Annotated in this window: 11 protein-coding genes; all 11 read right to left on the bottom strand. The window is 48.5% G+C overall.

The features are described 5' to 3' along the window. Nucleotides 1-102: 102 nt before the first annotated feature. Nucleotides 103-888, bottom strand: a complete 786-nt coding sequence (locus LX98_RS01120; protein ID WP_496427155.1) for a hypothetical protein — start codon at nucleotides 886-888, stop codon at nucleotides 103-105. A 15-nt stretch (nucleotides 889-903) separates the two neighbouring features. After that, nucleotides 904-1614, bottom strand: coding sequence for a C39 family peptidase (locus LX98_RS01115; protein WP_496430553.1), 711 nt, complete (start codon nucleotides 1612-1614; stop codon nucleotides 904-906). Nucleotides 1615-2607: 993 nt separating this feature from the next. Beyond that, complete coding sequence (locus tag LX98_RS01110; RefSeq protein WP_496427154.1) at nucleotides 2608-5841, bottom strand: two-partner secretion domain-containing protein; 3234 nt, start codon at nucleotides 5839-5841, stop codon at nucleotides 2608-2610. 233 nt (nucleotides 5842-6074) lie between these two features. Next, on the bottom strand, nucleotides 6075-6446 hold the full coding sequence (locus tag LX98_RS01105) for a hypothetical protein (RefSeq protein ID WP_496427153.1): 372 nt from the start codon (nucleotides 6444-6446) through the stop codon (nucleotides 6075-6077). Between the two features lie 318 nt (nucleotides 6447-6764). Continuing rightward, entirely contained in the window at nucleotides 6765-7727 is a 963-nt protein-coding gene (locus tag LX98_RS01100) for a hypothetical protein (RefSeq protein WP_496427152.1), read from the bottom strand. 64 nt (nucleotides 7728-7791) lie between these two features. Then, complete coding sequence (locus LX98_RS01095; RefSeq protein ID WP_496427151.1) at nucleotides 7792-8505, bottom strand: hypothetical protein; 714 nt, start codon at nucleotides 8503-8505, stop codon at nucleotides 7792-7794. Nucleotides 8506-9697: 1192 nt separating this feature from the next. Next, nucleotides 9698-11263: a sigma 54-interacting transcriptional regulator gene (locus LX98_RS01090; protein WP_496427150.1), complete on the bottom strand. Its 1566-nt coding sequence runs from the start codon at nucleotides 11261-11263 to the stop codon at nucleotides 9698-9700. 171 nt (nucleotides 11264-11434) lie between these two features. Further along, on the bottom strand, nucleotides 11435-13405 hold the full coding sequence (locus LX98_RS01085) for a CHASE2 domain-containing protein (protein ID WP_496427149.1): 1971 nt from the start codon (nucleotides 13403-13405) through the stop codon (nucleotides 11435-11437). Between the two features lie 157 nt (nucleotides 13406-13562). Next, nucleotides 13563-14843 carry an ATP-binding protein gene (locus LX98_RS01080; protein ID WP_496427148.1) on the bottom strand — a complete coding sequence of 427 codons (1281 nt, stop codon included), beginning with the start codon at nucleotides 14841-14843 and terminating at the stop codon, nucleotides 13563-13565. A 550-nt stretch (nucleotides 14844-15393) separates the two neighbouring features. Further along, nucleotides 15394-17751 (bottom strand): CHASE2 domain-containing protein, encoded by a 2358-nt coding sequence (locus LX98_RS01075; protein ID WP_496427147.1) that lies wholly within the window; start codon nucleotides 17749-17751, stop codon nucleotides 15394-15396. A gap of 182 nt (nucleotides 17752-17933) precedes the next feature. Beyond that, a complete protein-coding gene (locus tag LX98_RS01070; protein WP_496427146.1) occupies nucleotides 17934-19262 on the bottom strand; it encodes an ATP-binding protein in 1329 nt (442 codons plus the stop codon). Nucleotides 19263-19541: the final 279 nt, after the last annotated feature.

The raw sequence follows: 19541 nt of genomic DNA, 5'->3' as shown, positions 1-19541 counted from the left end.
TTGAAGGAAAAATACCAGCAATAGCCCTGCGATAATAATACCCCACTCACCTCTCAAGCTCGTTCCTAGTAACCTCATAGACAGCCCTCCTTTAGCCAATAGTTATTGTCCGCTTTGAAACCGCCGATGCTTTTCTAAAGGATTCCCACTTGGGTCGTATTCTATATACTTCCTTTTGTTAGCATCCTTCGCCAACTCGACAAAAACGTCGTTGGCATTAAGATTTTGCCCCTTGTTGAGGTAACCGGGTCCGTCATGCAACACCTTTATTTTAAATAAGCCACTTTCGTTTATATAACCCATAAAATATTGGCCTGTGACCGGATAAAATATGCCAAATGGTGGCCCCGTTTTCTCATGTTCGATCTCCTTCCAACTCTTATATAACAAATCATAATCCGGGAGATTTCGTGGTAAACCGGCTTGGTACTTTGCACTTTCAGGCTTATCTTTCCCGCCGCGAATCAAAGGTGCAAATGAATGGATGTTCAACTTATCACCAGGCTGTTTTTTGGGTGTATAAATTGCGACAATTCCCCCTTCTGCCGGAAAAAGAACATCTTCAGGTTTCATTCCAGACTGGTAATTTCGGATTCGATCCATCCGTATGTGAAAGATTTTCAAAGGCTCGCCTAAAATCAAATTTTTCGTTTTTTCGCTTTCCACCATAGGCATATCTTTTTCAGGACCTCCCATGTGTCGTCCTGCATAGAAATTTATCGTTTTATCTAGGATACCTTGGCGATCTGAGTCTCCGAGTTCAATCTTAGAAAAATCAATGTTATTATCCTCTCCATAGACTAATTGAATTCCCAATTGCCATCCAGAAAATTGCAATGGCAACAAACAGAGCACCACACAAATTATCGAAACTTTGATTGTGTACATAGGCACTCCTTACCTTTATGGTGATGCTGGTCTTGGTCTTATCTGAACATAATCTAATTCATGTTTATAACGGCGTCCCTCCCATATTCCATCTTGGAAATCACTATAGGATATGGGATAGGGTTCAGTAGCCACTCTGGGATTTGTATTATCGACCCACCGATGGTCATGAACCCATAAAACCAACTCTCCATCTATTTCCTCATAATCTTTGACAACAATGGAATGCCCTCCCCTTCCCTCATAAAGAAGAACATAGATGAACGGACCGTTATCACAGAGTTGTCCCTCCACTTTTTCTGCTGGTAATGCGCCTTCCGTGAAGCCCCAACTGAATCCATAAGCATCAAATGCTTGATCAGGCCAGCCATTTGTCCAGCATGGTGCTGGGTATATTCCGTTCTCACCACAACAAAATGGCTTGTCACCCGCAGGCAATTCTCTATCTCTGTTTTGAACCCGATTTACGATGCTGCACTGATCTACATCTGTTCCATGAGCTCGCATTACCATTTCCGCGCTGGCCGCCCAACACCACGCATCCGTATGCTGGGGCGTTGCCGTCGCTTTTGCGTTTACCCCGTTAGGACCCCTGGCAGGACATACCGGCTCATTCTGAATACTCGCATTTGGCCCCCTACTTATTATGACAGGAGGGTTTGGAAGTTCCTTGGGATCTATCGGCGCCTTCGGCCTGACAAGAGGAGGTTGATACTCTGATCCCATCTCAGAATCTATTTCCACGCTGACAGCAGTACAGCCGAAACAGGCCAACATTAGAATTGCCATGCACATATAGTTAGCATTTCTCATTTTAGTCCCTTTTCCAGAAAATAAATATCCAATTTAGGTTTCCTTAAGAATGTTGATAAGTATTTCTGCTTGTAAGTTTCTGGGAGCCATTATTAATGAAATGCATTTGAACGAATCTCTCGATTTCTTTGATTGCTAGTCAATAAAATTGTGGAGTGGGGAAAAGAAGATGGGGCAGTGACCAATTATGATGACGGGATCAGCAACACCGTAAATAAAAAAGAGATGGATCACTTCATGGTATTGCAGTTGTCAGAGAACTGATGCTCCCCTTTTTTCCAACCACTCCATTATGAAATTGCGACCTCCTGATATTTTTTATGGCATGCTGCGGAATTGTTACTCAACCCAAATAAAAATTCAAGAAAAGCAATTGCAATGCCGTATTCAGCATCAACTTCCAGCACTTTCTTCCAACCAGCACCCCTTCACATCCATAGAGATTTCTAAGCCTTTGTAATTTTTAAAATGTGCGACCTTGATTTTGTTTAGGGTGACCTCGTATCTAAACGGATACAGATTCGTATCTGTTTAGATACGAACCGTAATAATTTCATTACCTGTGAGGCGATTGTCATGACCATTTGCCTGAACTATTGATGGATTTCCGGAAAGGGGAGATGAGGCTGAAGGAAGGCATGAAAAAGTCTCAAATTGGTAGAGGCGTCTCTCTAAGATGGCTGACCTGCTTTTATTCCTTCCTCCCCCGATCCCTCTCGGGGATCCATCTGAGACGAAACCCCAAAGGCATTCCTGATATCCAATAACAGGAATACCAGGCTGCGCTCGGGACCCCAGTAAGTCGACGGCGGGTGATCCATCCGAGACACAGTCTGTAACTTCTTTTGAGAAGATAGAAGAGAGCGTGTGTACAAAAAGGAAATGGGTGAGGTCACACAACGCACATTATGGACAGGCAGCCGAAATGCCATCGGGCTGCCCGAACAGTACGGGCGGCAAATACGAAGCTAGCTGGAGAGGAGTAGCATGCTCTTTTTCGGACACCTCTGAGAACCTTCCCGCATTTCCAAAAATTCCAGCCTGGGGTACATGCGAGAGCGGAAGAAACGGGCTGGCTAAAAAGGTGCCGGGGGTGGGCGCTACACTGTCGGACTTAGAATCCACAAACGTACTAAAGTGGCCGCCCTCTCCCGCCACACAGCGGGATGCATAGAGCGTGGCCACATTCACCGGCTGATCGGGCAGAGGCGCAATCGTGCCGCTCAGCACCTGGATGGGCGACTCAATCGTGACCGAGCCGCTGATCCCCGTTTGCGACGAGGCATCCAGCGTACTCTGCGCATCCAATAAGACGGCCTTGCTCGCAACCAGGTTGATATTGCCGCCCTTACCCGCCACGGCCTTGGCCAGAATATGACTGTTCTGAAGAATGATGAAATCCGGATCCAACATGACATCGCCTCCGGCCGTGTCTGCCTCCCCCTGGACCGAACTCGCAATGGTACTGTCGACCAATTGAATCATCTCGTTGGCGGTGAGTGTGATATTGCCACCTGAAGCCTTCTGAGCGTCCGTGGCCACGGTGGCCTTGTCGAGGAAGATCGTATCATGGGCCGTAATTTGAATACTCCCAGCGTTACCCTGCCCTGAACTTGATGCTGAAACGATTGCCTTGTTATCTAGGGTAACATTATTAGCCCTGAGAAAAATGTTGCCGCCCACACTCTCGTCGGCTTCGGTTGTGACTTTACTGTTGTCTATTAAAATAGGGCCATCAGCCATAAGATTAATGCCCCCGGAGTTCCCGGTGGCGGTGCTCTCCGCCGAAATAGTGGACCCTTCAGTAAGGGAGATTTCTCCCGCAATGACTCCAATGCTTCCTCCTTGCCCGGCACTTGACGTTCGAGCACTGAGTAGTCCCTGTTTTAGTTCAAGCGTCTCAGCTTGAATGTCAATTGAACCAGCTTCGCCTGGAGCTTCCGGACCCGGAATGCGACCCTCGTTTTCAGCGGTGATGGACGAACGCGGATCCAAACCAAATGCCGCCTTCGCTGGATTCCCGCCAGAGATTGAAAGCGTGTCGGCGCTGAGACGAATGTTCCCGCCGTCTCCTTCGCCCAGTGAATTTGAAGTCACGGAACCTCCATCAAGTAAACTGATCTGGCGGGCGGTTATCACAATTGTTCCACCCGCACCGCCTGCATCGGTTTGAGCAGAGATTCGACCAAACGCTAAACCATCAGAACCATCCCTTTCAAAAATGGGAAAGGCATTCTTTCCGGACAGCTCGACGGTATCAGCAGCGACCTCGATTTGGCCGGCAGGGCCGGTCCCCGTGGTAATAGCCCTAATTTCTCCGCCATCAGCAATCTTCAACTCTCCTGAAAGATTGATGAAAATGTTTCCGGCGGGTCCAGATCCAGCTGTGGAAGCGTTAAGGAAACCTTCATCTGTCAACTGGAAATTTCGGGCCGTGATATCCATGTCTCCACCCTCCCCATCGGTGGTTATCGTACTAAGACCAGTAAATTGTTTGGTTGGATCTAACGGGTCCATCCCCCCTCGAATACCGGTGATGAAAATGTCCTCGGCCCTAATCGTCAGATCATTACTTACCTTTGCAATGTCAGATCGGACGGCTATTGCCGATCTCTCACTGATATCCAGTTGGCCATCGACCACCACATTAACGCCGCCAGCGTTGCCGGTAGCTCCCTGGAAAGAATTCGATTGGATGTTAGAATCATTCATCATGGTCACATTACGTGCTGCAACTTCCACTTCTCCCGCATCGCCAATTGAACCAGCGGCGTTCGTTGAGATGGTACTACCATCGAAAGATATATCTCCTCCTTGGACATTCACCTCAATATTTCCTCCCTGGCCCGTACCACCAACAGTCGTGGCAGTTATCACACCACCCACCAGGTCAAAATCCTTAGCAGTTACCTTGACATTCCCTGCATTTCCTGTTGAATTTCCAAAGAAAGCCCCAACTGTCAAGCTCTGAATACCCTGAAAGGTATCGAAGGAACCGGAAATTAGAAACTTGTCTGCAGACACCTCAATATTGCCGGAGTCCCCTGATCCGCCAAGCGCTTGCGTTTGAACTAAGCTCTCATTCCGAATCTCCAGGGTCTGGCCAGAGTGCAAAATGATGTCCTTGCCAGCCAGGGAACCCTCCAAAACATTTGCCTCAATGAGAGACCCATTATCGATAAGAAAGTTTCCAGTAGTCGCTATGTCAATTCCGGCTCCTGGAGACTCTAAAAGTCCACTTGCAGGTCCGGTGGTATTGGCAGAAATGGTTGAACCATCGACCATAAGTTGACCACCACGAATAACGACCGTCCCTGCCGGCTTGCCGGACACATCCAGCGTCGTGCCTTCCAAAAGTGCTATGTTGCCCATCGTGGTGAATGATTGCCCATTGACATTAGGTGCACTGTCATAAGTAGTAGTGGCCAACACCTCACCAGGCGAGGCCACACTGGTTAAGGCTATCTTTCCTCCTGGTGCATTGAGTTCACTGCCAATAATATTGATGTCTCCACCCTTAAGCGAAAACGTTTGTCCTTCGGAAACCGATAACGAGCTTCCCTCAACTACAATTGAAGCAGAGTTCGATTCCAGAAATCCAAAGGCCGCGACGGGCGCCACAGTCAGCAATGCATCTTGAGCGCTGGGAAGCGCGGTGAACTGGATGCCGTCACTAAGCCGTAAATAATCAGCGGTCGTGAAATGTGTCGACCCGCCTACGTTCAAAGAGGCATCAGGACCAAAGATGATGCCTGCAGGATTCATGATGTACAGGTTGGCGTTGCTGAACCCTTGGGTCTGAATCGTTCCAAAAATGTTCGAGGGATTACCGCCAGTGACACGGCTCAGGATATTTTCTGTTGGAAGTCCAGTGTTGTTGCGAAAATTGGCAATGTCCCCTCCTGCCACACTAAATTGACCGAAACTATGAAATAGATTATGGCCATTACGCGGCCTGGTCCCCCCGGTGATATCATGAAGGCTTCCAATCTGAGTAACCGCCGTGCCCATTGTGCCATCGGAGGTAATGGCCGTCGTCACTTGACTCCGGCTGAAGGTCGCCAGGGTCAATGGCAACGTCAGGACCGGTATGAGTGTGCCAAAAAACCGAAATAACATTCGTTTATGGATAACCAACATTAAAAAACCGTGTGTCCTTCAGAACAGGATTTATAATATCGAGTTTTTGCAAAAAAACTTTATTTCCGTCCTTTATAAATAAGCCCAAGCATCTTTTTTCTTAAAAGTACAGGAGCATGTATAGACTCTCGGCCTTTATCTACTATCAACAAAAGGAAATCGGGAAATTACACCCAGGCACAAAATGTTTTTGCCCTTCCGGTGTTAATCAATACGACCGGCACATAGAACCTTTACTGGGCTTTGAGTAATTTACTTTTTTGATCCTTGAAAGTAAAAGCCACGGTGTCATTTTTTTTAAGACCAGGTTGAACATCATCAGGCGGATCAGAGAAATATAACCTTCGGCCTTCCTCTGCAACCTCTACTTCATAAACTTTACGGTCATCACTATCAAAAATATTCTTGATGACCCCATGTTTAAGTACCACACCACAAGCCCACCAAGGAGTTCCTGGCTTACAGGCACCGCCAGTGTCATCCGGATTACCCCCAGTTGGTGCACCAATATGACTACTAACATGGACATCAATTAATGGTGTTTCGCAGCCAGTCAACATACCAAATGAAAAAATCAGGATAATGGTAATTCTCGGAAGAGCCATCTATTCCTCCTTGTCGTAGGTGATTTATAAAAAAAAATGGGGCTGGCACAGGAAATTCTCATGTTCTAAAAGGCATTTTCCTCTCCTCTCCTTTAGTACATAATGTTTTAATTTGTAATTTAGGGACCCCCTTTGGGATCTGTGTATCTTGATTAAGCTCTCCTACAAAACATAAGCCAAGTATCACTTTCCCCACCTAAATTAAACTTTGAAATTCTCGCCGAAAATTGTTTCCCCTTCTCAAAAGTTCTAAAAATGGAACTATTGCGAACAGATTTCGTCGTATTTTGTGGACTAATTGAAACTGTTTTTCATAAGCTATTTTTGGTCAACAAACCTTTTTATATTTCCCTGACATTCCCTGCTCCGCATTTCGTAATAGCAAGCTAACCCCAAAGCCGCAATTCTATTATGGGCTTCTATCGCCTCAATGATGTGTGCCCGTGAGGAGGTGCCAACTTCTGCATTTTTGAGGAGAAGTTCCAGGTAATCTTTCACTATCATCTTATTTTTCTCGCCATTCTCCTCTACTTCTATTTTGATTTCCTTGGATCCTGTTAGGGCAAGCCCTGTAATGGCAGCTCGTTTTCTAATTATCGTTTGGTTTAAGGGAACTGATTCCGTTTTTTGGTTCCCTGAACAATCACTCTTGCCATTCTGAATCTCAGAAACCAGACAATTGCTGAATTTAGTTGCCTTATTCATTCGTTCGCCGTTCGCTTCTTCGAACATTTTTTTATCTGTACCATTATTATCACCTCCCATTTCCTTACCTTCGGCGTTCATCTTCCTAAGGCTCTTTCTCATTATTTCCTCAGCATTGTTAGTCCGATATCCTACGGCCTTCATCTTCCTAAAGCTCTCTCTCTTTATTTCCTCAGCATTGTTAATCCAATATCCTAATATCATTAAGGCATCTGCTTTTTCCTTACCAAATAAAGATTCATTGTCCTGTTGAAGAAACTTTATTATGGCATCTCCGGAATCCTCCCCCCCAATAATGCCCAACATAGCGAGAATATTGCTACAATACGGGGTGCAATCCTTTTCCAACAAAACAGATAGCCTTTTAACTGTATCTTCTTGAATTTTAGGTTCAGAGCTGTATTGCTTAATTTTCTCGAATGGCAGGCTATCAACAAAGATTCGTTTTACGAATTCCTCGACGGGCCGAAGTTCAACGTTCCCAACATGTACCTGCTGGGCCAAAGAAAAATGATTGAAGTGAAACCCTTCTCCAATCACCAAGAGTATGCCCAGTATCAATATTTTTTTGTTCATGAGGATTCTCTCTTTTCTCTCTGTGGTAAAAGGGTACCCGATCTTTTAGCTATCATCTTGCCTTCTATGGCATCCGGTAATTCGCGCATTCGTTGGAAGTTAGATCTACGTGGTCTGACAAAATTTGCCGATTCATGACCGCCGTAGAATCTATTCGATGATGGTTACCTTTATTGTGGCCGAGTTCGTGAAGCCACAGAACACCTAACGTTTGATAATATGGCTTTCTCTCCCCATCTTTTTCTCTCCACATTTCAACAGCCAGAGCATCACCTGGCAATTCGGCACAGCCCATCCAGGGGCCCTTTTTATTTGAACACCATGAGACATCCTCAACCACCTTCACACCCGGTAACCCGGTGACAATTATAAAATCAAGCTCGCTTGAAATTACGCCAGCACTCTCACCCTCTTGTGGCCATGTAAAATTCTCAATTTCTCCCTCTCCGTCACGAACCAGTTTGAGATTGCATTGGTCATTCGTATTGGCCACTTTGGTAGCAACCTCTAAAATTCCAACGGCTTCGTCTTCGGTCAGTTCTACCAATTGATGCTTTTTAATTTTAATCTTTGTTTCAACCGGGGAGCCTACAGATGTTAGAGGCGAATTGTGTTCCGGAGGGTCAGGGGAGGATGGGCAGCCAGAACACTGCAGGTTGGAATTTTCAAGTACGTCTACATGAACATGAACATGAACCCTCACGCACCCATTAGTAGTAATGATCGATCCCAAGAACAAGGTGAAAAATAATAAATTGAACCTCGGGATGATTTTCATTCAAATTCCTTTCTTCTCCCCCGGAGCTGCCACTAGCAAATGATAGTTGAATCTTTTCATCTTTCGCTTTGTGGGCTCCCAGCACGAACCCCTGAAGGGATCATCAGTTGGTTTAGTTTATTCCCTAATGTTAGGGTCAAGTAATCCATCGCACCTAAATAATCCTCTGGTCGCTAAGATCCACTTGCATAAAGCATTTTTAAACAGTAAGGGGTCAACAATAGCAATGAGCCTTCACATATCTTTATCACAGGAGTTTTGTGTCCAGGAATTTCAAGTTGAACACGTGCTTTGACAGAGCCTCGAGCACTTAAATTTATCACGACTAAAAGATGAATTTGTCAGTATATCCACTTGAACCTCATAGGCATTTCGGATAATTCTCTCCAGCCCAGAAAGTCACTTTTAGCTTCTCGCTTAGTTGCATCATTCGACCTTATAATCAGGTCATACCCTGATGCTTCCGTTTTTTATGACGCCTACACAGACCACCATTGTATTGAAAGGGCGATATCTTTCACCCGTGATTTTGAAGGAAGGAAAAAGGAAAAAAGGAGATTTCGAGTATGATGCTGGGATCAGCAATACCTTTTCATAAAAAATAGATGGTTCAATTTAGGGTATTGCAGTTGTCAGAGAACCGATGCTCCCCTTTTTTCCAACCACTCCATTATGAATTTGTGACCTCCCTATAGTTTTATGACATGCTGTGCGAAATTTTTATCGTCACCTAATATTTATTGCAATAACAGCAATTGCAATGCCGCATTCAGCAAAAACTTCCAGCAATCTCAGCTAATCTCGACGAAGCATCTCATTCACAAGAGTTTTCTCGAAGCTTTAAAAGGGAAATGGATATTGGCCTGTTCTTGTTCAGGGCGGGACGCGTATCTAATCAGATACGTGTTGTATCCGATTGGATACACAATAATATTTATTTGGCCAGAGAAAATTGCCTTGGGAACTTCAACTGGCCAAAGTTGGAAAAACGACGGTATCCGATTTTTTTTACCTGAACTCATTTCCAAGGAAACGGAATAAAACTAAGTGCCAATGCCTCATGAAGCGGGCTTACCCTTTCAGACAAAGAAATGGTCTAGCGTTTTTGATGTGCTTCTAGCGGGAGAGAGAAGTGTGAACTTGTGGGCCTGGGTGGGATCTTAGGAGAACTCGTCGAAGTTCAATTTGATGATCAGGGGGACTCGTAGACTTCATCGCGTAGGTTGTTGACCTGAATGTTATGACGTTTGATTTTTTTGATGAGTCCCTGGCGGCTTAAGCCTAACCGCTTGGCCGTTTGGACCTGATTGAACCGGCAGGCCAACAACGTCTCCTTGATCATACGCTGCTCCAATTCATCGACGGCTTGATGAAGACTCCGGCCTTTCGAATCTATGGTGCCTCCGGTCGTTTGAACAGGGCATCGGATGCCTTCTTCGAGCTCATCCTCGTTTATCGTGGTTCCACGGACCATGACCATTAGCCGTTTGATTTCATTCTCTAACTGCCGGATATTTCCCGGCCAGGAATATTCCATGAATCGCTGCATGGCCTTGGCGGACAGTTTTTTCCTGGGTCGATCCATCTGCGAGGTGTAGAGGTCCAGAAAATAATTGACGAGCAGGGGGATATCTGCCGGGATCTCCCGTAAGGCCGGCGTATGCACATGCACGACTTTGAGACGATAGTAGAGATCGTCTCGAAACGTGCCGGCTTTAATAGCGGCTTCTAAGTTTTTGTTGGTGGCTGCAATGATCCTGATATCGAGGGGAATGGACTCTCGCTTACCCACCGGCTCGACGGCCCGCTCCTGAAGCACCCGTAATACTTTGGCCTGGGCGCTTACGCCCAGATCTCCGATTTCATCCAGAAACAGCGTGCCCTTGTTGGCCTGTTCAAATTTGCCTATTCTGGCCTCTACATCCGTCGCCGTGCCTTTGCTGATGCCGAATAATTCACTTTCAATTAACGTTTCGGGCAGGGCGGCACAATTGATCGCGACAAACGGTTGACGGGCTCGAGGGCTATTGTAATGAATGGCTTTGGCCACCAACTCCTTTCCGGTTCCGTTTTCTCCGGTAATAAGCACATCCACTGAACTATCCCGGACCTGATCAATGATTCTGATCAGTCGCTGCATGGGCAGGCTATTTCCCATCAGCTTTTTCGTGGAGTACTGTCCTTCGACCTCTCTCCACAAATGCGCGTTTTCCTCTTGCAACCGTTCGCGTTCCCGCCGCAATTGCTCCATGAAGTGGAATTTCTGAAGAGGGATGGCGATGCTGTCAACCAACGCCTGAGCCACCATTTCATCTTGGGCGGTAAAATCCTTGCCCTTTTTATTCACGGCTTCAAAGACCCCAATGATGTCGCCGGTTCTGTCCCGAACCGGCAGCGCCAACAGGGTCTGCGTTTGCCGCTTCATTTGTGAGTCAATGCCGGAAAAAAATCTGGAGTCCGATTGCACATCTTTGACATTGATTAATTCTCCGGTCGCCACACAAGCGCCCGCAATTCCTAAGCGAGCATCCAGCCGAAGTAGCCGTCCACTTACCGGGAGAGGAAACCACAGCTCACATTCCTTCCGATCCAGAAGAAACACACTGATTCCCTCCGCCTGCAATAACCGGCGGGATTCTTTTTCAATGAGTTGTAACAAGGTTTGTAATTCCTGCTCCTGGTTGATCTGGAGCAGAAATGTTTCAGGGAGGTCTATACTCTTGTGAGAGATTTCCTCTTTTCCGGATCGACTCGCCATGGCGGTGTTCCTGAAAATTCCGTTGAGCCCACACCGCTGGACAGCAGGGAGCATCAACTGTACACATTATGACCAGGTGTGAATGGAGAAGGCAACTACCCGGCCAGCCTTCCCATTCTCTGTTCACTGAAAGAGGCTATCCTCTTACCATTCAACATCCCAGGCCAAGACCTATCCCCTGGCTTGTTCGATGGAAGTCACCGAACATGGTTCCGGACTACCGGGCTTCGTGAACAGCCGGTAAACGGAAATGCGCTTGGCTTTCCCCCTTAATGTGATCATGCCGACTTCTTTGAGTCTCCATGGATGGTCCCCGAGGTAATATTTGGTGGTCTCACCAATAAGAATCCGGCAGACTTCATCTTTGGGCCAGGTCTCCAACGAGTCTTTTTGGAAACTTTCCAACCGAGAGGCAACATTCACGGAGTCTCCAATGGTTGTAAATTTCAGTCGTTGTTCACTGCCCAGACTTCCGACGACCACCGGCCCCGTTTGAATGCCAATCCGCATCCGCACCTCGGGCAACCCCTGCTGCTGCCATTGAGTATTGAGATGTCGCATTTCCTGTTCCAAGGCCACGGCACAACTGACTGCATTGTTGACATCCTGCCGCTTGTCGGCTTCCGTTTGTCCCAGCCGGAATACCCCGAAATCCGCTTTGATCATGTCTCCATGATAATCATCAACCATCCCGCCATGGTTGGTGATGATTTTCACCATGCGCTCCATGTAGGTGTTGAGCCAGTCCAGTACCGTGTCGGGTTCCATGTTTTCTGCCACGGTCGTGAACCCTTCAAGGTCCGTAAACAACGTCGTCACCACCAATTTTTGTGGGCGTAACCGGCCCTTTTCCAAAAATTGTTCCCGCTTCTCCCAGACAGCCTGAGCCACTTCTGAAGAGACATGCCGGGAAAAAAGCGACATCAGGAGCGCCCGTTCCTGCTTTTCCCGGTTCGAAAGCCAGGCTGTCACCACCATGGCATTAACGACCAATCCAATGACCGGCGGGATAAACGGGATCCACGTCCCATACATCATTCCGCTCACCACCACCCCGCTTAGCAGCAGCATCCCCATGAGCACAGCCAGAGAGAAACGCCACGCACCTCGAACCCACACGCCGATGAATCCTCCCCCGAGCACCCATAGCCCGATCCAGGCTGCTTCCAGGGAATCTGGGAATGTCGCAATGAGGGCCTGGCCCTCTCCCTTCGCTAAGCGGAGCAGTTGGTGCACCATATATCCATGTAGTTCAAGTCCGGGAATTAGGGGACACACCGTGAGTGTTCCGCATTGTGAGGTATAAAAATAATCTTTGACGCCTTGGGCGATAACCCCGACAAGCACGATGTGGTCTTGAAGTAGTTCCGGATTGAACGTTCCTTCCAGTATGGCTCCAAAAGAAATGGTCGGAAAGACGTTCTTCCCCCGTTCAAGATCCAACAGATATTGATACCCCTGGGCATCGGCTTCCACATACCCCCCATCGTGCGCTTCGAAAGGGCGGATGACCGTTTTCCCAAGTTGCAACCAATTAGAATTCTCAACGGCCGGCTTGGGGACGATCTTCTCCTGCTGTAAATATTGAAGGGCCAGCAGCAAAGAAAAGGACCGATAGAAATTGGTCCCATCATCCAGGAATAAGAGACCCCGCCGAACGATCCCGCCGGAATCGACGACCACATCGTTAAACCCGAGACGATCCGTGCCTTGCAACATGGCCGGACCGGGAATACCCCCCTTCTCAATTTTTCCGAATTTCATAACCATCAGAATTTCCTGATGCGACTCAAGTACCCGGTCCAATTCCTGCCGACCGGGCGGCACTTCCAAGTCCCGGTAAATATCCACTCCGATCGCTCGAGGGTGATGTGCCATCATGACGTCCAGGGCTCGGGCAAGGACTTCATCCGTTACCGGCCAATGCCCTAATGTTCGAATATCCTGATCCGTAATCGACACCAGTGTAATCGGGGGGGTCGGCTGTGTGGTGGTCGGACGAAGACGCATTGACCAATCGTAAGCATCCAGTTCCGCGCTTTCCAAAAAGCCTTCCCACCGAAGCCCCATAACACCCAGAAAAACCAGGAGAGTCATGACCCCGATTTGACAGGCGGGAGAACGAAGAGATGAATGGCCCACGGAGATCCCCTAAACAGCTTAGGCACGATATGAATGAACCAGAAAACGGGAAGATATCTGCTGTGTTTTGATGGTCACCACAAGCAAGTACATACTGAAGATGGTGCAATGAACGGGAAGAACAGTGTTTGCGCCTTGTACTTGTTTTTCAAAAGATTTAAGAAGACACGTGATCCGAAGAAAACGTAGTCCACACTTCCATAGGCAAATGAATATGAAAAACGGTGCCTCTATTCACTTCACTCTCGACACCGATGACTCCCGAATGCGCTTCGATGACATCCTTGACAATTTTTGTTCCTAACCCGGTTCCACCCTGCTTCCGGCTTATCGCCCTGGCCGTGAATAACGTGTCTCGAATCTCAGCGGGCATGCCACGCCCGGTATCTATCACCGACACATGAACCGTCTTTCCCATAGCCTCCATTTGTCCCGTTATCGTGATAGACCCGCCATTAGGAACTTCGGAGATGGCGTTATTGACAAGGTTATAAAAGGCATTAAACAGCCGGGATTCATCGGCTTGCATCACCGGTAATTCCAAAATTCCTTCATGAGCCAGAGAAATCCCTTTTTCTTGGGCGGCCAGTTTCAAGGTATCAAACACCGAAGCTATCACATGGTGAAGCTTACAAGGGGCAAAGCGTGGAGGGCTCGTCAAACCCTTCACGCAATCGGCAATTTCTTTCACGCGCTCTTGAATCCGTTTGGCGTTATTGGCCACCATCCCAATGACTTCCAGGCATAATTCATAGCTCGCCCGGCCTTTGTCAGGATCGAACGCTGGAAGATCGGCGAAGACGTTATGCATCTCATCCCTCAGGAGTGACGTCCCACACATGACCGGCATCAGCATATTTTTTACGTCATGCCCAATGTCTCCCAGGATTCGGGCCACTTCCGCTAATTTGGCTTCCTGAAATAATCGCGCCTGCTCGATGGCCAGTGCCGTGAAAGCCCCGATGATCATTAAGATGGCCACGTCGTCCTGATTTAACCTGTCCTCGCGCTTGTTCATCACCTCCAGAACGCCAATCGGATGTCCTTCCCATCGGTTCAGAGGAATGGCAATCAGGTCCCTGGTATGAAATCCGCTGAGTTGATCGATTTTCTCAAGGTGCCGCCGATCTTCCTTCACATCCTTAATCACCACAGGATCTCCCGTGGCAAAAACCGATCCCGCAATACCTTGCGTCCATGGAAATGCCGTTCCGGGCTTGAGTGGCTGGTCACCAATTGAATGGTAAAACACCAATTCCTTCGTTTCCGGATTGGCCAACAACACGGAACCGGCTCGGCAGTTCACAATCTCCAAAGCTATCTTTAACCCCTGTTCCACCACATCTTCCACGCTGAGATGCTGAAATAGCGCCTGGCTAATTCTCCGGGCGGCTTCCAGTTCCCGCTCTTTGCGATCCAATTGGTTCGAGGGATTCACATCCGGCTCCGCAATGATGTCAAGGTTGACCCGATTTTCACCATAGCCGTTTCACATCTGGAGAGTTATTCGAAAAGGGTAGCAAAATTTGAATAAAAAAGCTTATAGGGGCTCTTCAGAGTTTAGCGTGGGTCATCTATCTGCCCAAGCTTGCGACCACGTCCCTAAAAGTTCAAGCGCCCACACATCCCTCCCCTTTGTAAGGGGAGGTGTAGGTGGGGTAGAGATTCAGCTGAGTGCTCTTGGAATTGCGCCAACCGTTCTCGCAGCAAGTTAGCAACCGGCATTTCTACCTCCCCTCGCTATTGCCTGAAATGTCCCGCAGGGGGCGACCGTTGCTTACAAAGAAGGGGGCTCAACTCGCAGATCCATGTTGTCCGCACCACCCACACACACTCAACAGGAAAGAAACATAAAAAGATTGGTGCTGGATCGGCATGCGTCTCCATAGGATCCCGGGTGAGGTCAATCCTACCGATTTGGCGCAAGAGCCTGAATAAGAGAGTATTGCCATGCCTCTCACAATTCAGGGTACATAAGAATAAAGACATCAATTGCCATGATTTTCAAATGAATTGGACCCAGGGATATGATTGGATCTGGAAGAGTCATGATCATTGGCATGAAGCGCCTCCCAGAATAGGCCAGAGCTATCGTTCTCTATGGTCACCACTTTATCCCATGGTTCAGGAGGTGGATTTTTGCTGTACTGCTCACAGAGCTGAAGATAAAATTTCGAAGGTCCATCTCCCTCGATATGGTCAAGACATTGAGAAAACAAATCTCGTGCAACATTCCAATCCTGCGTTCTAAATGCCCCGAGACCTTTGGCAAAGATCCGACTCACTATCATTTGGTTTTGATCAGCCTCCTCCAGGCGACTGATGAGTTCGTGAAGGACAAACGGAGCCTCATGGCCTTTCAGGTTAAACTGTCCAAGCTCTCTCAAGAGAAAGGCTGCTTCAAGTCCATGGACGACATCACCCGTCACGGCAATTGTCGTTCCCATATACTTATTGCACCCTTTCACCCGGCAAGCCATATTCACGATCTCTCCGGCCGGGCGGTACTCAGCATAATCGACCGCCCTCTCCATGCCGATGGTAAACTGCCCGCTATGCAATCCGATCCTTGTGGGGAGACTGTATGGCCGTACCCCTTGGTTAAACCGATCAATCGATTTCGCAATATCCAAGGCTGCGAAGCACGCTTGCTTTCTAAGGCCCAGATGATCCTGATTCGCTTTCCAGATCGCAAGAATCGAATTTCCCCTCAAATCGACAATGAGCCCACCATGGTGGCGAACAGGCGTAAAGAGCGCGTTAAAGTATTTCCCGAGCAACACGCGCAGGTCCTGAGGATTCAGTTTTTCCGATAGGGTCGTATAATTCGCGGCCTCCGTAAACAAACAGGTTCCATAGACGACCCGAGGACCACCCTTGAGATCGGCAAGGTCGTGAGACAGCGCATCCACCACATCATTGGGCAGGTGGTCCCCAAAAACCTTGCGCATATTCTTCCGCTCCTTATCAATCTGGTAAGAGTTCCACGAAACGGCACTCCCGAAGGCCAATGGCCCCTGCACCAACAACGGAATCACGAGGGGAGACCACATAAAGGCGTCCTGAAATGCATAGGCGGCCCCTCCGAGATACAAGAGACTCAAGCCAAGGACTGCGCCGGCTGCCATTACCGTTGAAAGCATCCGGCAAACGACCCCCACAAGCAGGCCCCAAGACAGAAGAAACAACACCTTGGCACGCAGGCTCATGGGGGTGACGGAAGAGTCCTCCAGCATGTTGGCAAAAGCTGTGGCGGATATTTCCACGCCACCAATAAAAAGCCCATTCGCCTGGAAAAACATCGAGTAAAAACGATCTTTGCTTTCTCCTGGCAAAATATCGGAACGTCCCACAAAGACGACTTTGCCTTTCAGATCTGTTCGGGCGTCTCGGGTAGCGTCGGGCCGGGAATCCAGAACCTGATAATACGGAATGGTCGTAATGGTCCGTGAAGGTCCATAGAAATTGAGATAACGGCTTTGCGCGCTCCCGTAAACCTTGATCAGCGCCCTGAGCTGCTTAAAGTTCTTCTCATTGGTTGGGCGGGGTCCCGCATGACTGAGGGCCCTGAGCATGTCCTCCTTTAGACGCGGATCGCTCTGAAAGAGTTTCCTGATACCCCGCACCACCTCCACCAGCCCTTTACTTGTTCGTGCGGACTCAAAATCCTTGGGAAGTTGGCCGGTTACATTGGGGCGGACCTGCTCAAGGAGCTTAATAAACTGTTGATAGACGGGTGAAACAAACAATTGGAGTGCCAAAATGGGAAAGATTGGCGCTTCCCCCGCTCCTTGTTGAAACATCCAATCCTGGAACACCTTAGCCGGGATACTTGAAAGCACAAACGGCCCGGTTCCGGCGGCCGCTTCCTTAAAGGCTGAAAATGGTTTGGAGATTTTCACGATGTTATCTGCGTCATCCCTCGCCTCTGCTATCATCCCCGCGGGAACGTCTCTGACGATCACCGTATCCGCCAATACGACATTCCCGGCTCGTTGAATAGCGTTTTCAAAATATACATCCTCCTCCGGCGATCGGGCTTCCAGAAAATTCACGTCAAAGATTATGACCCTGACTCCGGCTTGCACCAGCCGCTCCGTCAGCCGCGCATACAGAGAGCGAGGCCATTCATCCGGATTGTTTGGGACGTTGAAGTACGCTGAAGAATCATGATCAATAGGAATGACCACGACGTCAGTCGGTGGCGGCATGACACCCCGCAATTGGAACAAAAGGCCTAAACCAACATCTTCTTCTATACTGCGAAAAAGCGGGACAACACTGAGAATAACTCCAACGACACCAATGAGCAGACCAAACAAACCGGCTTTTATGAGTTTGGCCACGAATACCTCTCATCTGATTCTGGGAATCTCGTTCCTGAAGAAACCACCAGAACCGTCAGTACCCACTGCTCCATGTGGGCATTTCCACGCGACCTATCCCATCAGCTTCATTCTCGTCGGCCTCTGAGGAGCAGGCACCAATCAGCTCTCCTCGCAAAAGAACACAGCCGTCTGGAAAATTTTCACAATCCCGGTGGAGGAGGGTGCACAGGAAGATGCAGATAAAATGTTGTACCCACACCCAGCTCACTTTCGACATCAATGCGTCCTCCATGGGCATCCACCACATCTTTGACAATTTTGGTCCCCAGCCCCGTCCCTTCCTGCTTGGTGGTGATGGCCTCGGAGTGAAAAAGGCGATCCCGCACGTCGGGACACATGCCCCGGCCATTGTCCGAAACAGTGATGAGAATCCCGTCTCCCGGATTGGTTTCCCCTCCAGAAACCGAGATCAGGCCTCCTCCGGGAATCTCCGGAATGGCATTGCTGATGAGATTGTAAAACGCGGTAAAAAGACGGTGTTCATCCGCTTCAATGACAGGGAGTGTGTCCAGACCGTCGGTTTCAAGTAGGACCGCGTGCTCCGCCGCATAGGTTTTAAGAGTTCCGAACACGGCCCTCACCACAGTGGAAATCTGGCAGGGGGCGAAGTGGGGTGGACTTGTGACACCTTTGACCGCATCGGCAATTTCCCGCACGCGCCGTTGTATCCGCCTGGCATTGTTCACAATCATCCTGGTGAGTTCCTGACAATTGGCATAACTGGTCTCAGCCCCTTTCATCTTCACTTCCATCCAATGAGGAAATTGCTCATCCAATTCATCCTCCAATAATTGGGCCCCTGATAACACCGGCATCAACATATTCTTAATGTCATGACTGACATCACCCAACATTCGCACGATGACGGCGAGCTTCGCTTCGCGATACAGGCGGGATTGCTCAATCGAGTTAGCGGCAAAGGCGGACACAATTGTCAGGATGGCCACGTCTTCTTCATCAAGAAGCGATTCGCGTTTATTCAGGACTTCCAACACACCGATAGGCTTTCCTTCCCACCGTTTTAAGGGTAGAGCGATCATATCCCGTGTGACGTGCTCGGTTAACTCATCGATGGCTTTATAATGCCGTTGATCCCGTTTGGCATCCCGGACCACAATCGGCTGTCCGGAATGAAACACGGCCCCGGCAATCCCCTTGTCCCATGGAATCGCCGTTCCGGTTTCTACCGGGCTGGCTCCAATGGAATGACGGAACACGAGTTCCTCGGAATCCTGACTCGCTAGAAGAATGGATCCGCTCTCCGCTCCAACAACCTCCAGCGCAGTAGTAAGTGTTTTTTTAACCAACTCATCGGTGTGGAGATTCTGGAAAAGCACTTCCGTCATGCGGCAGGCCGCTTCCAACTCCCGGTTGCGCTGTATCAATCGTCGATCTTCTATCCGGCGAGGCTCTTTTCGGCGTTCCGGAACAGACATCTGAAACGAGGAGGATTTACATTCTAATTCCACAGATATATCTCCTATAAAGGTTCGTGAGCTATCCCATACAGACTACCCACCTGATTCATAAAATTTCATACAGCCGGTCAATGCATGGTTTGTTTCCACGTTAAATACCATTGCCTCTCACCCTTCTGGCTGCCTTTTTCCTTTGACGATGGATGAATAGGAAAGAGCTTCGATCACCTCAACGAGTTCTTCAAGAGTACGCATCTCCAAAGCAGACAGCCATGAACAAATAACATTGGTGTACCGGCCAATCCTCTTGACTCCCTTCTTCAGCCTCAC

It is taken from the genome of Nitrospira marina (assembly GCF_059568365.1).
Note: the sequence above shows the minus strand (reverse complement) of the source record. Positions and strands in the feature narration are given on the sequence as shown.

What these genes read in the sequence shown, in the direction of transcription:
- LX98_RS01100 (WP_496427152.1), bottom strand. Translation starts at nt 7,727, where the DNA reads ATGAACAAAAAAATATTGATACTGGGCATACTCTTGGTGATTGGAGAA.
- LX98_RS01105 (WP_496427153.1), bottom strand. Translation starts at nt 6,446, where the DNA reads ATGGCTCTTCCGAGAATTACCATTATCCTGATTTTTTCATTTGGTATG.
- LX98_RS01110 (WP_496427154.1), bottom strand. Translation starts at nt 5,841, where the DNA reads ATGTTGGTTATCCATAAACGAATGTTATTTCGGTTTTTTGGCACACTC.
- LX98_RS01090 (WP_496427150.1), bottom strand. Translation starts at nt 11,263, where the DNA reads ATGGCGAGTCGATCCGGAAAAGAGGAAATCTCTCACAAGAGTATAGAC.
- LX98_RS01120 (WP_496427155.1), bottom strand. Translation starts at nt 888, where the DNA reads ATGTACACAATCAAAGTTTCGATAATTTGTGTGGTGCTCTGTTTGTTG.
- LX98_RS01095 (WP_496427151.1), bottom strand. Translation starts at nt 8,505, where the DNA reads ATGAAAATCATCCCGAGGTTCAATTTATTATTTTTCACCTTGTTCTTG.
- LX98_RS01115 (WP_496430553.1), bottom strand. Translation starts at nt 1,614, where the DNA reads ATGGGATCAGAGTATCAACCTCCTCTTGTCAGGCCGAAGGCGCCGATA.